General features: G+C 63.4%; 12 protein-coding genes. All 12 read left to right on the top strand.

Annotated elements, in window-relative coordinates; translation table 11 throughout:
* Positions 1-33: 33 nt before the first annotated feature.
* The 12 genes from GGD63_RS33770 (at position 34) to GGD63_RS33825 (ending at position 17,460) form a co-directional block, all read left to right on the top strand.
* Positions 34-6,981: a hypothetical protein gene (locus tag GGD63_RS33770; RefSeq protein ID WP_183248637.1), complete on the top strand. Its 6,948-nt coding sequence runs from the start codon at positions 34-36 to the stop codon at positions 6,979-6,981.
* A 62-nt stretch (positions 6,982-7,043) separates the two neighbouring features.
* Positions 7,044-7,313 (top strand): hypothetical protein, encoded by a 270-nt coding sequence (locus GGD63_RS33775; protein ID WP_183248640.1) that lies wholly within the window; start codon positions 7,044-7,046, stop codon positions 7,311-7,313.
* A 139-nt stretch (positions 7,314-7,452) separates the two neighbouring features.
* Positions 7,453-9,156, top strand: a complete 1,704-nt coding sequence (locus GGD63_RS33780; RefSeq protein WP_183248642.1) for a hypothetical protein — start codon at positions 7,453-7,455, stop codon at positions 9,154-9,156.
* A 58-nt stretch (positions 9,157-9,214) separates the two neighbouring features.
* A complete protein-coding gene (locus tag GGD63_RS33785) occupies positions 9,215-9,694 on the top strand; it encodes a T6SS effector amidase Tae4 family protein (protein WP_183248644.1) in 480 nt (159 codons plus the stop codon).
* A 1,094-nt stretch (positions 9,695-10,788) separates the two neighbouring features.
* Complete coding sequence (locus GGD63_RS33790; RefSeq protein WP_183248646.1) at positions 10,789-12,117, top strand: type II toxin-antitoxin system HipA family toxin; 1,329 nt, start codon at positions 10,789-10,791, stop codon at positions 12,115-12,117.
* A 3-nt stretch (positions 12,118-12,120) separates the two neighbouring features.
* A complete protein-coding gene (locus GGD63_RS33795; protein WP_183248648.1) occupies positions 12,121-12,435 on the top strand; it encodes a helix-turn-helix domain-containing protein in 315 nt (104 codons plus the stop codon).
* A gap of 461 nt (positions 12,436-12,896) precedes the next feature.
* A complete protein-coding gene (locus GGD63_RS33800) occupies positions 12,897-13,997 on the top strand; it encodes a hypothetical protein (protein ID WP_183248650.1) in 1,101 nt (366 codons plus the stop codon).
* Positions 13,998-14,280: 283 nt separating this feature from the next.
* Positions 14,281-14,442, top strand: coding sequence for a hypothetical protein (locus tag GGD63_RS33805; RefSeq protein ID WP_183248652.1), 162 nt, complete (start codon positions 14,281-14,283; stop codon positions 14,440-14,442).
* A 213-nt stretch (positions 14,443-14,655) separates the two neighbouring features.
* On the top strand, positions 14,656-15,579 hold the full coding sequence (locus GGD63_RS33810; protein ID WP_183248654.1) for a hypothetical protein: 924 nt from the start codon (positions 14,656-14,658) through the stop codon (positions 15,577-15,579).
* A 14-nt stretch (positions 15,580-15,593) separates the two neighbouring features.
* The gene (locus GGD63_RS40390; RefSeq protein WP_183248656.1) at positions 15,594-16,103 is read left to right on the top strand and encodes a hypothetical protein; all 510 of its coding nucleotides are present in this window, start codon (positions 15,594-15,596) and stop codon (positions 16,101-16,103) included.
* 2 nt (positions 16,104-16,105) lie between these two features.
* Positions 16,106-16,693 (top strand): metallophosphoesterase, encoded by a 588-nt coding sequence (locus tag GGD63_RS33820; protein WP_183248658.1) that lies wholly within the window; start codon positions 16,106-16,108, stop codon positions 16,691-16,693.
* Between the two features lie 59 nt (positions 16,694-16,752).
* Positions 16,753-17,460 carry a hypothetical protein gene (locus tag GGD63_RS33825; protein ID WP_183248660.1) on the top strand — a complete coding sequence of 236 codons (708 nt, stop codon included), beginning with the start codon at positions 16,753-16,755 and terminating at the stop codon, positions 17,458-17,460.
* Positions 17,461-17,535: the final 75 nt, after the last annotated feature.

A 17,535-nucleotide genomic window follows, 5' to 3' on the forward strand; every position in this document is an offset into this window, starting at 1 on the left:
ACATTTTTGAACTCGTTATTTTGAGTAGCAGTGATGGCGCGCGCACTTCAAATCAACGTTCAAATCGACCAGCTGCCCGACTTCGATTCAAAACCCTATGTTGGTGCGCGGCTGAGCGCCTGGATCAGCGTCGGCGATACCGACCAGGCGCAAAACAGCGACTGGCACATGCTCGTTCCCTGGGAATGGACCACCGCGGATACGACCGGCGCGGGAAGCTGGGATCCCGGCCAGAAGACAAGCTGGGCGGGGTGGTGGGTCGACCCGGCCAACCCGGCAGGCGCGGTCGAGGCCAAGGTGACGCCGGTCGTCCATCCCGACGCGCGGTATCCGACGACGGCTCCGGCTGAATGGCAACAGCCGCGCGATCAGATGCTCGCGGAGCTCGCGCGCGACCATCGGCGGCTGGAGGCGCCCGGTGCCTCGCTAGCAGATCAAACCGTATTCGGCTTCGTCGAAAGCCTGTCGTCCTTTCCGGCGCCGTGGCCGGAGCTGCACAGGGTGTGGACCTGCTTGCAGGTCGACACCGCCCGACCGGGCGACACATATGAGCTCGTCATCGTGCCGCTGTTCGGCGTCGACGGACCTTCGGTCGCGCAGGCCACGTACAAGGACCCGGCCAAGCCGCAACCCAAAAACAGCGCCAGCGGCCATCATCTCTGGACATGCGACTACGCAGCGGTGACCGCACCCGCAATCCCCGGCAGCGCCGTCATCGACCGGCTCGCCGAGGCGCCCGACGTCGGCAAGCGCATCCTGCTGAAGGACAAATTCCTGATCGGAGGTGCGAGAGGCTGGGCTTCCGTCACCGGCCAGGACTGGATGGTGCAACTCCCGGCGCAGATCGCCGAAATCCTCGATCCCGCGAAGGGATTTGCACAGGGGCTCGAACAGGCGCTGATCCAGTGCGCGATCGCAAACGGCACGCCGCCGGCCGATCGCAGCCCGGCGCAAGTCGCGCTGTTGCAGGCGGTGCCGGATACCCACGCGAAGCGCTCGGCGCTTCGGCTTCTGCTTGCGGCGACGTATTGGCGCGTGCTGGCGCCGGCGGCGACCGGCACCCGCGCGGCGACCCCGCTTCCGCTCGCGTTCGCGCGCGCTCACCCAAGCCGCGACAACCAGAACTTTCTGGCGGGCCTCACCGCCCGCGAAGCCGCGCGCGACCCGACCTCGCTCGACGCGACGCTTCCGGGCTTCATGACGCTGGAGAAACTGCAGGTCTGGACCGACGAGCGCCTGCAAGGCCTGGTCGGCAGTGAGAAAGAGACGCCGGCGGAGACGAACGATCCGATTGTCGATACGCCGGCCGGCTTGACGGCGTTCCTGCTCAGCCATTGGCAGAATTCGGCGGCAGCGGCCAAGACACTGACGGCGACGGCGACACCGCTGATGCGCTTCACCGCGACGCGATGGAGCGGTGGCCACGTCGTGGCGGATCCCGACGGAGCGTTCGGACTGTTCGACCTGAGCGCCCTCACCGCGCCCGACAGCCGCGGCGCCGGCATCAGCTTCGCCTTGACCACCACACAGGCCAATGCGGTGATCGTCGCGGAGCTGTTCTTTGACGGCTATGCCAAGGCGATCGCGACGATCCAGACCGATCCGATCGCCACGATCGGCAGCCACACCCTGACCTTGACCGTGGCGCCGGCGCCGATCGCCTCGGTGGTCGCCTTGCCGCCACCGGGTGGCGGGCCACCTCCTCCGCCGCCGCCCCCACCGCAGCCCAGCTTCCAGATCTCGATCGATGGCGGTACGGCAAAAGCCCAGAGCTTCGATTTCGACAGGGTATCGCTCCCCAATCGGCGGGCCTCGATCACGCTGCAACTGCCTGCCGGCGCAGCGCAAGCCACGATCGCTCCGCAATCCGTGTCGCAGGACGTCGTCAACGCCCTGTTGGCGGCGATGCCCGAGGCCGCGCTGCGCACCAATGCAACCCTGCTGCATGCCGCCCCCTTCATTCCGTCGATCGTGGCCGGCGACAAGCACGACGGAACCCCCGCGGGCACGGCGGCGTCGTCCCCTGCCGAGAAGATCGCAATCGCCCTTGCCAACTGGGCGGAGTACCGCCTCGGAGCCGAATGCGACGAAGCCATCCGAATCGTGGAGGCGCTCGCGGCAGCAGCTTCGTCACCGATCGCCCCAATCGGGTCGAGCGACGTCACGGTCGTCGAACCCCTGTTCAAACAGGCCAGGGACATCGCGATCGAGAACGCGAAAGGGAAGGCCGTCAATCTTTTTGCCGCGCTCGCGTCAGACGCCGCCAGCTATGCACTGAGCGCCAAGGCACAGCCGGTCGTGTTTCCGATCGACCAGCCGCAGCCGATCGCGGGCACCGAAGACATCTGGTCGATGTTCGCCGGCACCGGCGTGCTCGTCGGCACGTCCGGCAATCCCGGTGATCACTGGCCCGCGAGCGATATCTGGTACAGCCTCAATCTGGCGTCGATGTATGCGCCGCCCGTCGACGCCGCGACCAACGTCCGCAAGCCGCTGAAAGGCCTTGATGCGGTCCGGAAAGAGCCGTTCGATCCGGTCCCTCTGCAAATCGGCGAGATCGGCGGGGTTCGCGCGGCCAATCTCTCCTACGAGAACCGCTCGCTGGTCGGCGAGATGCCGCACGATCCCGTGCACACCGCGCCGAAATCGGCGCGCGCCGTCCCCCGGCGCATCGAGGCCTACGGATTCCCTGAAGGTGCGAGCGGGAAATTGCCCGCGCTCTGCTTCGGCAAGCGATATTTCTTCCTGCCTTATCTGATCGGCCATGGCGGCGCGCTGGCGCCGTATCTGCGCGATCCCGCACACCCGATGGTCGCGACGAAAATGCGCCCGAAGAATCCGGTCACGGGCCCCGGCGGAACGTCCGTTCCCGGCTCACGCCTCACCCTCACCAGCGACGATCTCGATCACTATCTGGTCGGACTGACCGACAATGCGACCGGACAGCCCGTTACGTTCGAAGATCTCGTTCGCCACACCGACTATCAGCGCACCACGCCGGTCGGTACGCCGCGCATCTCCGGCGAAAAGGAACTGCCCGGCGTTCCCGAGGGGGTCGAGGCGCTCGCATCCGAGATACCGATGCAGCCGGTCGCGATCACGCTGGCCGCAGGCGAAACCGCCTTCTTCTATCGCAACCAGGAGCGCACCGACGGCGTTCTCGACTTCACCTCGGTCGACCCCGTCCAGCGGGTCATCCAGATCGATCTGGCCGGCCTGCCGAAAGGCGACAACCAGTCGTCGAAGCCGAAGAAGCTCCAGGTCGACATCACGGCCCGCGACGGCAAGCGGCTCGATCCGATCACGATCAATGAAAGCGATTGGAACGACGCCAGTCTCGGCGTGCGCATCATCGCCGGACGATACGGCATCGAGATCTTCTCCCAGGCCCAGCCGGCGGATGTCTTTGTCGAGCGGCCGCCGCGATTTGGATCGGCGCGAACCGTCAATGCAACACCGGTCGACTTCTCGAGCTGGCAGGCCTTTTCGGTCGCCGTCACCAACGTGTCGACCAGCGACGCGACGTTCATCCCACCCGTCGTGTCGCTCGGCACCGGGCAGGAAAGCGACCATCACCTGTCCGACCCGCGTCAGATCCCGTTGCCGGAGATGGGGCAGCAGAAGCGCGTCATCACCGTGCTCGACGGCATCACGCCATCTCCAACAGTCCTCGGCAGCGTGACGATCAGGGTTCGACGGCCCGCCGTCGAGTTCAGCACCTTCGAGCGCTGGATCAACTGGGACCTGGGCGATCAGGAGATTCAGCAAACGCTCGATCTGGCCCACAAGATGCTGGTGCTCGACACGCCCGCGCACAAGGACGATTTGACGATCGACGATCCCGCCGTGGAACGCGTGGTGGTGGAGCTGGTCGAGCTGTTTCCGAATCCGCAATGGCGCGACCGCGCGCCGCTGGCCACGAGCTGGTCGGCAAAATCGGCGCTCATCAGGGGTTTTGGCAAGAGCCGGGGCCCCGACCCGAAATTGACGGTCCGTGTCGCAGGGTCGGCGGCCCTGTCCAAGAACGCGGACGGGGCGGCCAGGGAGATCACCTTTGCAGCCGGCGGCGTCTACGAGATCAGATTCTACGGCGCAGTGCCTGAGGACAAGCAGGGCTTCGCCGCGTCGTTGCCCGCGACGATCGCCCGCTTCGGCAAAGGCGCGTGGCAGGGTCTGCGCAAGGTTATGATATCGGGCAAGGCATACCGGCTTGGCAGCCCGCTGGTTCGCACCTTCGAAGTCGCGACCGACGTCCTGCCGGATCTGTACAATGTCAATCCGATGTCGATCAATCGCCTGAAGGCGCTCAGCGGATCCGGCGACCGGGCACAGATCGGCCTCGACCATGATTTCGTTCTGAACGCCTATCCGAAGGTTCGATATGTGAACCGGCTCTCGCTGCTCAGCCAGCGATGGGGATGGCGCGGCCGTCCGCTCGGCACGATGCCCGCGCCGCAATCGTTCGGCACCGGTACTGTCCCCACGCCCAGGCCCGTGCCCGGCTTCGACCCGGCCGTCGCGGATCAGGGACGCCGGCTCACCGATGGCGCCGTCAAGGATTTCGAGAACATCGCCTTCACCGGCCGCCGCGACAACGACATCGGACTGGTCGAGGAGATGAAGCTCCAGCTAGCGCACGTGCTGCCGCCGGTGAACAGCGGTGGAAGCATCCTGCCCGGGAACGCCGATACCCGCCCGCCGGTGTTCGTCAAGGAGCTGCTCTACCGCGGTGGCGCGAACTGGTGGCGTTTCGCCCTCCAGGCAACCAGCCGCTACGCGGCGATGAAGCCCGGGCAGGCGCTCGTCAGCTACAGTCACGTCGATCCCGAACGCAAGCGGGCGGTCAGTTGGCACAGCCTGGTCGTGCGCGACCGCGACACCGGCCGCAAGCTCAAGCGGCCCGGCCTGATGCTGGTGCTGCCGCTGACCGAAACGGTGATGTCGGATGTCGCAGTGCCGCCCTTGCTCGCGATTTTCTCCGAGCCGATGTTTGCCGATTTCCACATCGGTGACGGGCTCGAGGCCGTGCTGGACTATGCACGGCATCCGCTGCCGGACGCACCGATCGTGTGGACCGGCGTCGAGCAGGACGCGCAAAGGCTCGCCGCCGACATCGCGCAGGCCTATGCCGATTTCGCTTCGATGCCGAAGGATTCCACGGCGCGCCAGAAATTCCGTCTGGCGGTCGCGACCTTCAACGCGTTCGCGCGCACACAGGGCGTGACGCTCGCGGGAGCCGGTCTCGCCAAGGCACAGGACGAGGTCAGCCGCGCAGCAGCGGCAGTTGGCGTCTTCCCGCAGCCGGTGCCGCCGGCGCAGCAGGCCGACTACCAGATCGCAAAGGACGCGCTCGATCTCGCGGTCAAGAGGAGCGGCAACGCCGACAAGGCGCTGACGAAGGCAAAAGTCGATGCCGCGACGGCAGAGCAGCAGCTGCAATCGGTGCGGGCAGGCGGCAACGATATTCTGCCGAACCTGCAATCCGAGATGCAGCGGTTCTGGCCCCAGATCGGCCGGGATCCGATTCTCACCGGCAACGCGCATTCGGGGCGCCCGATTCCGCTCCGGCTCGACGGCCCGATCGGCTACACGTTTGACCTCGAGACCGAAGCCCCGCATTTCGGCCGCTCCGGCTTCCTGACGACGCCGATCTCCGGGCAGAGCGACATCGTCGCCGATCCGAACATCACCGGGCTTGCCAACATCAAGATCCAGCCATGGACGATGGCGCGGCTGCGCTTCCGCCGCGTCGAGGCAACGGAGCTGTCACTGAGCAATCCCGTTCCGGTCAGCAATGGCGGCACGGCAACCAGACTGCTCCTGAGCTCGGAGGCGATCGACCTCGCCAAGGCCGAGACCGCACCTGTCCCGGCGGAATATCATGAAGGCCTCGTGATCGATTTTCCCGAGCTCGACGAGAGCGGGGCCGGCGCGACCATCAGCGTCCTGAAAGGCACCGTGAAGTCCGACCCGGCGCCGCTGTGGTCGCAGCGCTTCATCCACGTCGCCGCCACCGTCAAGCGCGACGCCCTGTCGATTTTCCTCAACAGCGACCTCGGTCCGGCCGGGACTTACGATGTCGGGTTGAAGCCGACCAGCCGCATCTGGCTCCGCCTGGTGCTGTCGCAGCGCGAGAAGCCCGAACGCAGCGAGAAGCCATACGAGCCGGTGCTCGACGTCTCGGTCCGGCTCTTGATCGACGACGGCGACGGCGACGGGCTGGCGCGCTCGCAGGCCGGCGCATGGGTGACCATCGCCTGTCTGCCACTGCTGGCCGGCGGCAAGGTTTTCAGGCCTTCGGATCCGGTCTACGTCAATGTGACGGAAGTCGCCAAGCCGCTCCCCGCGACTCCGGCAGACGTCGCAAAGGCGACCGGTGTCCGGCTCACGCCGTTCACGGCGCCGGTTTGGTGTCAGTTCACCCAGGACGTGTCCACCTTCGAGGCGAAGACGGTCGCCGACCCTGCGACGCCGCAGATGTGCCCGGTCACGAAACTCAGGGCCACGCTGGACGCGAAGAACGTTCCGCAGCTCGGCTTCGCGGCTGACGACGCAGCCCAGCCACAACCGCTTCAGTCCGTCGCCTGGCTGGCGACAGACCAGACGTCGCAGATCCGGTGCACCGTCGCGGCTGTCGTGACCGAGTTCATCAGTGACGCCTTCGATCGCGTCCGCGAAAGGCCGCTGGCGGTCTATCGCATCGAGGACGGCGTATCCGGCCCCGTCACCATGAAATTGATCTGGCCGGCAAGCGCCACGACCGCAAGCGACATCGCCGCCGTCAAGCTGCGCGGGGCGCGCGTACGGTTGATGTCGCTCATGCATCTGCAACTCGACCCGACGCAGCCGGCAAATCCGCCGGCCTCGCTGATCGACTATTTCAGCGAGCCTTTCGACAGCGACATCAACATGGACGCCCCGGATGCGCCGGGACGCATCCTGGGCATCTCGAAGCCGATCGAGGTCTCGCTGAAGAAGTAATGGCTGCCGCGCGGCTGGCGATCGAGCCGCGCCCTGACAAACCAACAACAGAGGAGGGAAGCATGACGACCGTGACGCTGCACAATGACGACCAGGGCGACCTCTACGTGATGGCGTGGGATTTCAACATGACCGACGGGCAAGGAGATCCGACGCTGGTTCAGGACCGGACTCGCCTCAACCGCGACCAGCGCCTTGACGTTCAGGTTCAGGCAGACGGCAACGGCAACATTCACATCAAGTGGTGGGCGCAGCTTACCGACAATGCGGACAAGACCGCCGAGCATGAGAGCACGGATACCTGGACGAACGTCACCACGTTTTTCGGCTGAAGGACACTGCGCGTGCATCCGACGGAGAGAGGAGCCGCTCCGGAATATCGACGAGCCGCAGAACGGATAGCGGGCCTGAGCTCGCTATCCACCCCGGCTCCCGCTATCGAAGTGCGTTGCCGTGAAGAGGGGGTATGAAATGATCAACGCCGACCAGATTTCGAACTGCGCGCGCATTCTACTGGCGACAACGGGGAGCTGGACGCCAAGCGACGGCAACACGTCCACCCTGACAGACGCAAGGGGAATGCTTGCCCCGCTGATCTATGCGAGTGGCGGGACGGGTTTTCCTGCCCCCGCCACCGACGATGCGATCAAGCAGCCCGAGATGCAGGACGCCTGGAAATCCTGCGTCGCTGCGGCGCGCGCGGCGGTCGACGAGGGCGGCAACCCGCACAATCCGTTCGGCCCCTATGTGGTGTTCTGGGCCGCTGATCCCGCCAACCCCGCCAAGCTCGGCGACGGCCTCGGCCTGAATTGGCCGACGCAGCCGGATTCTCACATTGCCCGTGTTTCCGGTCCGATCCTCGACAAGGACGATCCGAAACCGAAGCGGCTTTTTTTCTTCGACACGATCAACGAGGCCGCGGCGCTCGAAGCGGACGCGGATGCACGTCCGGGATTTTGGCCTCGCGCGGCGACCAAGCCCGCGGACGCAGGACCAGCGGCCGTCCAGCAAGCTGCCGTTGCGGAGGAGAGCATTCCCAAGCGTCTCGGTCTTGCGACTGTGCTGTTCGTTCTCTGGATCATCAGTGGAGGCGTGTTGGCGCTCTGGCTGTGGGAGACCGGCGGCGCGATGCGAAGTGCGGCGCTGGATTTCCGGCAGACCGGAGGGGACGCATGCACAAAGATCCCCGCGGGTCAGAAAGAGATACCGTGGACCAACGCATGCGAAACCGCGTGGCAGGATGTGTGGAAAAAACTCTATCCGGACCCAGCGACTGCAAAAGCAGCAGCGCCGGCGCCGCCCCCTGCTCCAACTCAATCTGCAAACACTCAGACGAAAGCTCGGGAAATACTCTATTCCTTCCGACACACGGTCGGCGGCCTGCTCTGGGGCGCGGATGGCCATATGTCGCTCTTCACGCCCTTCATTCTGACCATGGCCTCGTTTGTGCTCCTGCTGCTGGCGGTGGGACTGGCGAAGAAGGGACTCTGGTTCGGGGTCCTGATTGACGATCGGAACCGGATCAGCATGGCACGAACGCAACAAGTGGCCTGGACTGCGCTGCTGATTGGCGCAATGGCGATCATGGGGTGGTTCAACTCGACAGGCATTTCCCTGATCGATCAGTCGGCGCTGCACACCCTGGACCTTTTTCCATACATGGTGCCCGCGCTATGGGCCGCCCTGGGGATCAACCTCGTTGCAACACCGTATCTGAGTGACGTGATCCTCAGCAGCAAGGAGACGAAAAAAAAGGATGCGGCAGCGGCCGACTCGCAGCCCAATCCGCCGGCGACGCCCACACTTGCAGTCAGGAACATAGTCACGCCGGCATCCATTGCCACCAAGAGAAGCGCAAAAGAAGCGGGCTGGACCGACCTGATCACGGGCGAAACCGAAGGGACCGATCAGGCAATCGATATCAGCCGGGTTCAGCATCTGGTCATCAGCGGAGCGCTGCTGACCACCTATCTGATGGCGCTCGCAGACGCGCTTGGAAATGTCGGCGGTCCGTCCATCATGTCTGCGATCGCCGCCAACAAATCGATCTTCACGGAGATGCCGGGCGTCGGCCAAGGCACATTTCTCGGATTACTCGGCATCAGCCATGCCGGCTATCTCATATTCAAAGCGAACTCTCCGGAGGGCAAGCCTTCAGACACAACACCGAAATAGCCGGAAACGTCGTTCTCACATTCGAGCTTTTTCATCTAGAAGCACCGGAGCACCCGAAATGGCAATATTCAGCACCCTGTGGAACAACTATCCGATGGAAGAGCAGGATGATCTTTTCAACAACGTGCTCGGAGGAGGCTGGCCAGACCTGATCGGCAATCCAGCCTATGAGAACACTTGCACGATCCGGCTCTCGATCACACTGAACCGCTCGGGCTTCAAGGTCCCGGCTTCCCTTGGGCAGAAGGACGGCGGCTTGAAGGACAAGAACGGCGACAACATAATCATCCGAGTGCCGACTGGCGAAGAGTTGGTCCAGAGCCTCTTCGGCGATTCCTATTGGGGCGAAAGTCGGCAGCCCGGAACGCCGATCGACATGTCGGATGTGCCATCCGAGACGGGAATTCTGATCTATCGCGTCCACGCGACCGATGCCGCGGGCCACATCGACCTTTGGAATCACAACGACTGTCGGAGGGACTGCCACAGCCGGTTTGCGATTTCTTCGTACCAGATTGCTCTTTGGAAGTTGGCATGAACCACGACGCGAGATGGAAGATACGCAGGGCTGTGGCACATCTACACACCAGTCCCGCACGAGATTTCGCGCTATATCGGAATCGCATCGGCGAGATCGCGGCGTTACGGGAGGGACTCTGCGCCAATTACTTCCCGTACCCTATTTTTGCAGGCTTTCGCGCTGTTCACGACGCCGCTGGTACGAATGCAGGTACAATTATTGGTACAGAAGAAAAAAGCAAGTCCTTCGCATCGCGATCAGCAGACACTGAAAATTTGACGATGCCAGCGGCGCACGAGCCAGCTTGTTGGAAAGTCACCTTGCTAGCTTGCTGGCAAGTTTGCTTGGTAGCCGGCGCTAACACCCTCTCGCATGCCCAAAGTCGCCCCGCCCCATCTGCCGGGATTTGCTGAGTTATTTCCGATCGCACTGTGTCATGCAGGCATCCTGCCGTTGCTCTACCAACTTGTTCCCGTGTCATTGTCGTATGGCTCGTCGGCGCAGCCGTCACGTAAGCTCGCTGGCTTGCTAGCTTCGGCCATCAGGCTTGCTTGCCTACGCGCCCGCACGTTCGCGATCAAAGTCCTTTTGAGCGGGTACCATGGCGCAATTCGAGCCGACAATTTTCTACTTTCAAACCCGGCTTGGTGGACGATCACAACGGCGCCGAGCTTGCTGCCGGCGCGAGAGTGTCTGGGTCGTCGGCGAGTCCCCGCCTGCCTGCCATGTCCTCGCAAGACAAGGTCGTGCGCTGGGCCGATCGAGTTCGTTCGGGAGGAGGGTGAGACCAACACGTCGGAGCTTGCGCGCGAACTCAGCGGATTGTCGAGGCTGAATTTCAACAATACGCAATTCGACACCGGAGATGCGGTGACGGTGCGGGCGGCCCGCCGGGTGGCAACATCCTGAAGCATGTGCGCGCAGACAAGAGGGTAAACGCGCGTTTTCCGTACTTCACCTGAGACCCTGCATCGGTCGTGACAGGTTTGCGTCATATGGATTGCCGCAGCGACGCGAATCAGCCCAAACCGTGGCCAAATCGTTAATAATGATCCCTTTGATGAGTTGAAACCGCGCTTTCGGGCGATTATTTTAGCATTAAAGGGGTCGGTATGAAGTTTACAATCCAGACGTATTTCGGCGGCATATGGCATGACGCTGCCATGGTGACACTTGCTGACCCAGAGAAGGGGATCGGGAGCGCCTCTTCGGTCGGCTACGAAATGGCCTACTTCTACGACCACGGAACGACGGAGGATCCGGTTCGGGACATCCGCGCCTATTCCGTGGCAGCGCCAGTCGACCTGGCGGATCGCACGGCGGACACTTGGCCGGCATTTCTGCTGGATCTAATTCCCCAAGGGAAGCAGGCAGACCGCATCGCGAACTTCCTGGGCATCAAAGCCAGCGATCCGGACGCGACGATCAAGCTGCTGCTGCGCTCCGGCGGCGCCCCCGTCGGCAACCTCCGCATCAAGGAGGCCCACGACGAGGAGACGAAGCGGACAGAGAAGATGGTCCGGGTGGGCGTTCCGATAGAGGATATCCTCGCGCGCACCGACCAGTTCCTTGCGATGGCGGACGAATTCGCTCTGATCGCCTCCGGATCGAGCGGGCTTCAAGGCGACTGGCCGAAGATCGCGCTTACCAAGTCCAGGGGGGCCGGCCTTTGGTATCCGGACCCGATGGTGATCGACGAAGACGCCGAGGACCATGTCATCGCCAAGCTTCTCCGCAGCGACGAGGGCGTCGATCAGCGTATTCTTGAATCCGAAGCCGGGTACGCGAAGGTGGCGCAGGATTTCGGACTGAACGTGGAGCGTCCCGGCACCTACGGCAACGGCGTGCTGGTGATCCCGAGATTCGATCGCCGCAAAGACGGAGGCAAGCTCATCCGTTGCGGGCAGGAGAGCATGGTATCCGCCATCGGCGTCGCGGCGTTCGGTCACCTCGAGAAGCACGAGACGTACGTCGCGAAGATCCAGGATGTCTCTTCGGATCCGCTGGCGGACACGATCGAGTACCTGCTGCGCGACGTTCTCAACCTGGCCATGGGCAATCCGGACAACCACGGCCGCAACACCGCGCTGCGCAAGCTTCCCGACGGCACGCTCCGCCTGTCGCCGCTGTTCGACTTTGCACCCATGCGCATCTCGCTCGCCGGCATCGTGAGGTCCACGAGGTGGGCGTGCATGCCCGCGGCCGGCGGCACGGACATCGAGCCCGACTGGCGTGTCGTCTGCGAGGCAGTCTCGGGACCCCGAGTGCCCGCGGACGCCCTGATGGCGGCGCTCGCGGGCAAGGAAGACCACCTGCGCGCGCTGCCCGAGATGGCACGCAAGCACGGCGTGCCGGACACGGTCATCGCCAGCGCGGTCGTGCGCGGAGATGAGATGGCTGACGAGGTGGCCAAGCTGCGAAACCTGCCGAAGTACGGTTAGCCAATGCCGAGAACACGAAAGCCCACCCGCGAGGAGATCTGGGAGCGCCGCGCCGCCATCAACGAGAAGGCGCGCGGCGCGCGGCTCCGGCTGCCCGAAGGGATCGCCGAGATGAGGCACGCGCTTGGGCTGTCGCAGGCGGAGTTCGCGAAGATATTCTCTTTGACGACGCGCCAGGTCTCCGAGATGGAGCGCGGCAACGCCAATCCGACGGCGGCGACCCTCAACAGGATCGGCAAGGTGTTCGGATTCCAGATCGGTTTCGTGCCGCGCGAGACGTCGGGCGCGGCGTCCGTCCGGGCCGCGTCGAAGGAGTGACGTGCCGTCGGCGCGGATGTCAGCCGTTCAGCATGCGACTGATCCAGTCTTGCCGCTGCACGATCGCAGCCAAAACGATCGCCGCTTTTTGAGAGCCGAGTACCTGCCTGGCCTCAGCTCATCCTACCGGTATCCTACCGTTGTTCTACCGGTGAGCTCCCGTCTCATCGCCGTGTGGCTCATCGGCACAGCTGTCAAGTAAGCTCGCTGGCTTTCTAGCTCCGGCCATCAAGCTTGCTTGCCTGCCCGTCAGCACGTTCGCCGTCGCTTTCCTCGCTTCCGGCATTGCCGCGAAGATGACCCGAGGCCGGTCTGCCATTAGCGCCTGCCGGCAGCGCGCGTCCGTAGCCTGCAACCCCGATAATCCAGCAATACGAGCCAACGATATGACTGACGCTGAAGCAAGGAAGCCCGTAACCCTCAGCCGGGAGGAGCTCTATGCGCTCGTCTAGACCAAGCCAATGACCCATCTGGCAGCTCAATACGGACTGTCGGGCAATGGTCTGGCCAAGGCCTGCCGGCGCATTGACGTCCCCTATCCGCCGCGCTGCTACTGGGCCTGCAAAGCGGCCGGCAAGAAGGTCGTGCAGACCAAGCTGCCGGCAATCCGCCACGGGATACGGCCGCAGGTAACGATCGCACCAAGCCTTCCGGCTTCTCCGCCGCCCCCGATGCCGCCCGAGCTGGAGCAGGCCCTTGCCGACGCCCGTCGTTTGACCGCCGGGCTCAAGGTCCCGGGCAAGCTTACTCACCCGCACCGGCTCGTCGCCGGCTGGATCGACGAACGCCAGAGCACGCGCGAGCAGGCAAAACGCTGGGACAGGAGCGGATACGTACCGCCGGACTTCACCGCGCTGGAGCGCCGGCGGCATCGCCTTCTCAGCGCTCTATTCATCACCCTGGCAAAGCATGGCTACACGGCAAAGGTAGATGACCGCGGGCGACCCGCCCTCGAGATCGACCGCGAGGTGGTTGCCATCACCCTCAAGGAGAAATTCCGCCAGGTCCGGATTCCCCTAACCGAGGAGGACAGAAGGCGCAGCTTCAACCCGAAGCGACCCTGGCGGCAGGAGATGCAGCCGACCGGCCTCCTGCAGATGTCCATCGAGCCGCGCCTGCATCCAAATCTCCGACAATCCTGGATCGATGCCCCCGACCAGCCGCTTGAACAGCAACTGCCGGAGATCGCGGCCGCCTTCATCGCGGCAGCTCCGATTTTGCAGGAGCGAAGACGACGCCGAGAGGAAAGCGAACGGCAGCGCCGCGAGGAGGAAATGCGGCGTTACGAAGAACGCCAGCAACAGATGCGGGAGCGCAACCGGCTGCGTCGTTTTATGGAACTCGCGGCGCGATGGAAGGAAGTCGAGACCGCGCGGCTGTTTCTGGATGCACTGGCGAAGCGTGCTGCCGATGAGACAGAAACTGTTGGCGACCTGACCGTTGAGAAATGGATCGCGTGGGCTCGAGAGCGCCTTACTGCATTCGATCCGCTTGAAGCAGGAGCAACGGCGGTGTTTCAAGCCATCGCAGCGATCGATCAATGGACTTATCGCGAGAGCTAGCAACCAGCTTGAACCCTCCGCTCAGGAGCGCGAATGTATTGCGCGCTAATCGCACACGAACGCGCTGCTAGCTTGCTAGCTTGTTTGCTGCAAACTTGTTTTGATCTCTGCGAAAGCGCGATTCAGTAACTATCGTCGCTTTAAATTTGTCATCTACAGCTGGAAAAAGAATCATCAGCTGACATATGATGATCGCGAGGTCCGGAATAAGGCGAAGCGGCTGCCGCCAGTGCTCCAACACAAAACGGCAGCCTGACCATCACCGACTATGAAGGAGTCGACAATGGCTAAGGCCACTTATAGCGCCGATTCGGCGTCCCTGCCCCCATTCCTTTTGTTGCCCGAGTTTCGTCCCGACCTCGTTGAGGCGATGCACCCGCGTCGCACCGAGCCCGGCTTCGCCGCCGCCGTCAGCGCCGTGCGCAACGTTCAGTTCATCGCTTAGGGCCTGATCGCGAGATTCGATGCCCGCGGCGAACTTGCGGCGCCGGGATAGGACGCGACGACCGTCTTCCGATCTGATCCGCTATGTCATGCGGACGCGGAATGAAGGCGTCCTGACTGCCGGCTCTGGATCCAATCCAGCCGCAGGCGGCAGGTCAGCGCCACGATCCCTGCATCGACCTCGCGATCCCTCGCAACAAAGGGATTTCGAAGAATGTTCAACACCTCTCAAGCCCCCTGCACGTCCAAAATACTCCGCGTGGGCGCCAGCATCGCCGGGCTGCGTCAGATCCACAACAATGCCAGCCGGATCGCGGTGACTGCATTACCGATGCAGCAGGCCGCCAACGTAGCGCTGCCGCGGGGACCGGCGTTCTATGTGCTGCAGAACCATGACACGGTCTATCTTGGGGAGACCGTGAACGCCGAGACGCGCCTGATCAAACATCTTGGCGATCCCACCAAAGCCTTTGCGAGGGAGGCCCTGGTCGTAACGGCCTTCCCCGAACCCTGGCTGAATAAGCTAGCGCCCGTCTTCCTGCAGCACCGCTTCTGGGAAATCGCCCAAGCGGCGGGCCAGATGAACGTTGCCAACCTGCAGACACCGACTATCCCGGCCGTGCCGGAGGATGAGCGGGGCGAACTGGAGCGCTATCTCGAAGACGCACGGCAGGCGCTGTTCGACGCTGGTTGCCGGGCCTTCGATTCCGTATTTGAGAGTCGCTGCCGCGCGGAGGTGGTCGAAGCCGATGAGGATCCGGTCGAACCTGAGGGCTCCGATCCGATGCAAATCGACGTCCTCGTTCATCCTCCGGCTGGCGGAGAGTTTGAGCTCCGCTATACGGGCCTCTGGGCCCGTGGCTACCCCGAGGCGGATGGCGCCTTCGTGGTCATGCCTGGCTCGGAATTCCGTTCCAGCATCAATGCAAGCACGAACAAGATCGTCAAAACGCGTCGCACCCAGCTCAAAAATGCCGGCGCGCTGGAGGAGATTCCGGGATCCGGCCGCGAGCGACTTGTCGTCGGGGTGCGCTTCACGTCGGCTTCCGTTGCCGGAAAAGTCGTGACCGGCGCGCACGTCAATAGCGGCGTCTGGGTGCAGCGTCCACATGCGCAGCCGATCCTGGTCGTGATGTAAGGAAGGCACAGAACATGACTTCCTCGACCAATACGTCCGGCGCTTCGCACGCCGGCCACAAGTCGCACCGTAACTCTGCCGTGTCTCATCGCCCACGGGACGGACACCCGCTGACCTGGTGGAGGAACGTGCCGCCCCGCTTCCTCGGCGAGCCCGAGCGACTGCGCGTCGACAACGCGCTCAGAGGACTTGCGGTCCTCGGCGGCGGCCAGGACCTTGCCGCCGCGCTGGCTGGCGATTCCGCGGCCGCCATTGCGGCAACACTTTCGATGGCGCCGCTTCGCCACGTTACGCTTATGGCCGATATCGCGATGACGGCCTTGCTGTCCTTGGCACTCCGCGGCGATCCGGCCGCGGTGCTAGTGCTGGCGCACATTCTTGGCCGCGCGCAATGGGAGAATTCTTGTGCCGAGGACTTGGGTCTTGCCTGGCTCGACCGGCATACGGCCCGTCCGATGGATCCCAAGCGGTTCGCTGTGAGCGAAGCGGCCATTGCCGCAGCCTTCTGCCATCAGGAGGAGTGAACGTGCGGATCCAGATTTTCTCCGATCTGCACGCGGATATCCTCCCGATCAAGCACATCGTGATCGCAGAGAACATCGACGCTGTTGTGGTCGCCGGCGACACTGCCGAGGGCGCGCTTCGCGCCTTCGAACGGCTGCGCCTGATCGTGCCAGTAACCATTCCCATTATCATGGTCATGGGAAATCACGAGTATTATCGCCGCTTCCTTCCGCCCGAACTGGAAGAAGCGCGCGCACTGGCGCCTTCGTTTAACGTTCATCTTCTCGAGGATGCCGCGGTGGTCTTGGGAGGCGTGCGCTTCCTGGGCGCAACGCTCTGGACCGACTATCGCCTTTTTGGCGACAGCAGGAAGATCCCGGTCATGCAAACTTGCGCAGCCGCCATGAACGATCACCGCCGCATCGGTTGGCTGAAGAAGCCGTGGCGGCGCTTCCGGCCGCAGGAGGCCGTCAGGGAGATAATCGTTGGCGAGCGCATGCCTCCGGCCTATCTTGATCGCTTGACCGATATCGTGCGGAAGCAGTTTGGTGAAATTCCCATTCGCACGGCGCGGCGGCCAACCAACAGCTACACTCTGATTATCGAATAACCGGCCCGGCTTTAATCACAACGCCTGCCTGGCAGGCTTGGATTCTCATCGAGCGCACCATGGAAGATCTGGAGGACTTCTCCGACGAGCGGCACAAGGCCTGGTGCATTCACTGCGGCAAAGCGCTGCATGCGACCACGACAAACAAGGATCACGTTCCCTCAAAGAGCCTGCTCGATCGTCCGTATCCCGGAAACCTTCCTCTCGTAAGAATCTGTACCGCCTGCAATTCCGGCTTCTCTGACAGCGAGCAATACCTCGTCGCGTTTCTTGGCTCCGTGTTGTGCGGAACGACCAATCCCAGCCTGCACGAGGATTCGGCTGCACGACGTATCCTTTCCTGGAGTTCGCAGCTGCGCGAAACGATCGAAAAGTCGAAGCGCGAGTACCGGACCCATGGCGGTGAAACCCGGATCGTGTGGTCGCCGGACCACGCCCGCATCAGCAAGGCGCTGACCAAGAATGCGCGAGGCCACATCTACCACGAGCTGGGCGAGCCGGTGTTTGGCGAGCCCACGTCCATCTGGACCAAGCCGCTTGAGTATTTCACGCCAACCGAGCCGAACGAATTCGAGGCATCCGACCTTCCCGACGTCTGGCCCGAGGTCGGCAGCCGCCTCATGAACCGGCTCCCGTCTGGAGAGGACATGGACGGCTCGTGGATCGTCGTTCAGTCCGGGGTCTACCGGTTTAACGTGAATATTGCGCAGCCACTCGGAATTCGGATCATCTTGCGCGAGTACCTTGCGGCCGAGATAACCTGGTGACCGTCGCCGCCGGCGCCCAAACATTCGTACTCCGGGCGACTCGCCCAGCATGTCCCGGTGTGCGGGGGCGAGCAG

It is taken from the genome of Bradyrhizobium sp. cir1 (assembly GCF_014198245.1).
Lineage (GTDB): Bacteria > Pseudomonadota > Alphaproteobacteria > Rhizobiales > Xanthobacteraceae > Bradyrhizobium.

Excerpts from the sequence above, each read along its gene's own strand:
- GGD63_RS33825 (WP_183248660.1), top strand. The coding sequence starts at position 16,753 with ATGGAAGATCTGGAGGACTTCTCCGACGAGCGGCACAAGGCCTGGTGC.
- GGD63_RS33770 (WP_183248637.1), top strand. The coding sequence starts at position 34 with ATGGCGCGCGCACTTCAAATCAACGTTCAAATCGACCAGCTGCCCGAC.
- GGD63_RS33800 (WP_183248650.1), top strand. The coding sequence starts at position 12,897 with ATGACCCATCTGGCAGCTCAATACGGACTGTCGGGCAATGGTCTGGCC.
- GGD63_RS33795 (WP_183248648.1), top strand. The coding sequence starts at position 12,121 with ATGCCGAGAACACGAAAGCCCACCCGCGAGGAGATCTGGGAGCGCCGC.
- GGD63_RS33775 (WP_183248640.1), top strand. The coding sequence starts at position 7,044 with ATGACGACCGTGACGCTGCACAATGACGACCAGGGCGACCTCTACGTG.
- GGD63_RS40390 (WP_183248656.1), top strand. The coding sequence starts at position 15,594 with ATGACTTCCTCGACCAATACGTCCGGCGCTTCGCACGCCGGCCACAAG.
- GGD63_RS33810 (WP_183248654.1), top strand. The coding sequence starts at position 14,656 with ATGTTCAACACCTCTCAAGCCCCCTGCACGTCCAAAATACTCCGCGTG.
- GGD63_RS33780 (WP_183248642.1), top strand. The coding sequence starts at position 7,453 with ATGATCAACGCCGACCAGATTTCGAACTGCGCGCGCATTCTACTGGCG.
- GGD63_RS33785 (WP_183248644.1), top strand. The coding sequence starts at position 9,215 with ATGGCAATATTCAGCACCCTGTGGAACAACTATCCGATGGAAGAGCAG.
- GGD63_RS33805 (WP_183248652.1), top strand. The coding sequence starts at position 14,281 with ATGGCTAAGGCCACTTATAGCGCCGATTCGGCGTCCCTGCCCCCATTC.
- GGD63_RS33790 (WP_183248646.1), top strand. The coding sequence starts at position 10,789 with ATGAAGTTTACAATCCAGACGTATTTCGGCGGCATATGGCATGACGCT.